Below are 1,434 nucleotides of genomic sequence, written 5' to 3'. Positions count from 1 at the left end.
ATCTGATCGCCATGGGGCTAGAGCAAGTGTTGGACTATTTGACCCATCTCCAGTTCAGCCCTGAGCATATTACTGCACTGCAAGCCACGGGCATCTTTAACCATGTACCCGATCGCTTCTGGACCCTGCTGGCAACTGCTACCTTTACGGGTGATGTGTGGGCAGTGCCTGAAGGAACTGCAATATTTGCTAACGAGCCAATCTTACGTGTGGAAGCCCCCCTGTGGCAGGCACAACTGGTCGAAACTTACCTACTAAACACCATTAACTACCAAACTCTAATTGCTACCCGTGCAGCGCGCCTACGAGATGTAGCTGGCCCTCAAGCAACCTTGTTGGAATTTGGCACTCGGCGTGCCTTTAGCCCCCAAGCAGCACTGTGGGCAGCTCGTGCCGCCCTTGCAGCCGGGTTTGATGCCACCTCTAACGTGTTAGCAGCACTGCAACTAGGGCGTAACCCCAGTGGTACCATGGCCCATGCCCTAGTAATGGCCCTGACTGCCCTAGAGGGGAGTGAGCCACAAGCCTTTGCTGCATTCCACCGCTATTTTCCCCAAGCTCCGCTGTTAATTGACACCTATGACCCGATCGCTGCCGCACGGCAGCTTGCAGAGCAGGTCAACACAGGATTGCTCAACTTGGCTGGTGTTCGCCTAGACTCTGGAGACTTAGTTACCCTGTCGCAACAGGTAAAGCAACTCATGCCAACGGTGCCCATCTTTGCCAGCGGAGACTTGGATGAATATCGCATTGCTGAGCTACAGGCAGCCGGAGCCTGCATCCAGGGCTATGGTATTGGCACCAAGCTAGTAACTGGCGACCCAGTTAATGGAGTTTATAAGCTAGTGGAGATTGACAACATTCCCGTGATGAAAGAAGCTAGCGGCAAGGTTACTTATCCAGGGCGCAAACAGATTATGCGGCGGTATGATCACGGCACAGTTATTGGCGATCGGCTTTGTCTCGCTGATGAGGTTGATGGGGATGCCCAAGCCAGGGCAGACGATGAGTTGCCATTGCTGCAATTGGTTTATCAGGCGGGCAAGCGTCTGCAACCCCCAGAATCCCTAGCGACGATCGCCCAGCGTACCGCTCAATCTGTAGCTAGTTTGCCCCCGACTACTCGTTGCCTTCAGCAGGCTAGTTCGCCGCCCGTTGAAATCTCGCCCAACTTGCAGACCCTAACGAATGCTACTCGGCGAGTTGTTGCAACGTGACAGGCCACCAATCTGGCCAACGTTTCAGGTGTTGACCCCTATCAATGACCCATGATGGATATTGCTTTATTTGGAACTAGCGCTGACCCACCAACGGTTGGACACCAGGCAATTTTGCTCTGGTTGTTAGAGCATTTTGACTATGTGGCAGTCTGGGCAGCCGACAATCCGTTCAAATCTCACCAAGCCAGCCTGCACCATCGATTGGCAATGCTCC

Annotated in this window: 2 protein-coding genes; both read left to right on the top strand. The window is 53.7% G+C overall.

The window, feature by feature from the left end:
* On the top strand, positions 1 to 1,217 hold a 1,217-nt coding region (locus NZ772_18925; GenBank protein MCS6815632.1), incomplete at its 5' end, for a nicotinate phosphoribosyltransferase.
* 51 nt (positions 1,218 to 1,268) lie between these two features.
* Positions 1,269 to 1,434 (top strand): adenylyltransferase/cytidyltransferase family protein (locus NZ772_18920; protein ID MCS6815631.1); only part of this gene is annotated, 166 nt, incomplete at its 3' end.

The sequence above is a fragment of the Cyanobacteriota bacterium genome (assembly GCA_025054735.1).
Lineage (GTDB): Bacteria > Cyanobacteriota > Cyanobacteriia > SKYG9 > SKYG9 > SKYG9.
The sequence above is the reverse complement of the archived record's forward strand: the minus strand, read 5'-3'. Positions and strand labels throughout refer to the sequence as shown.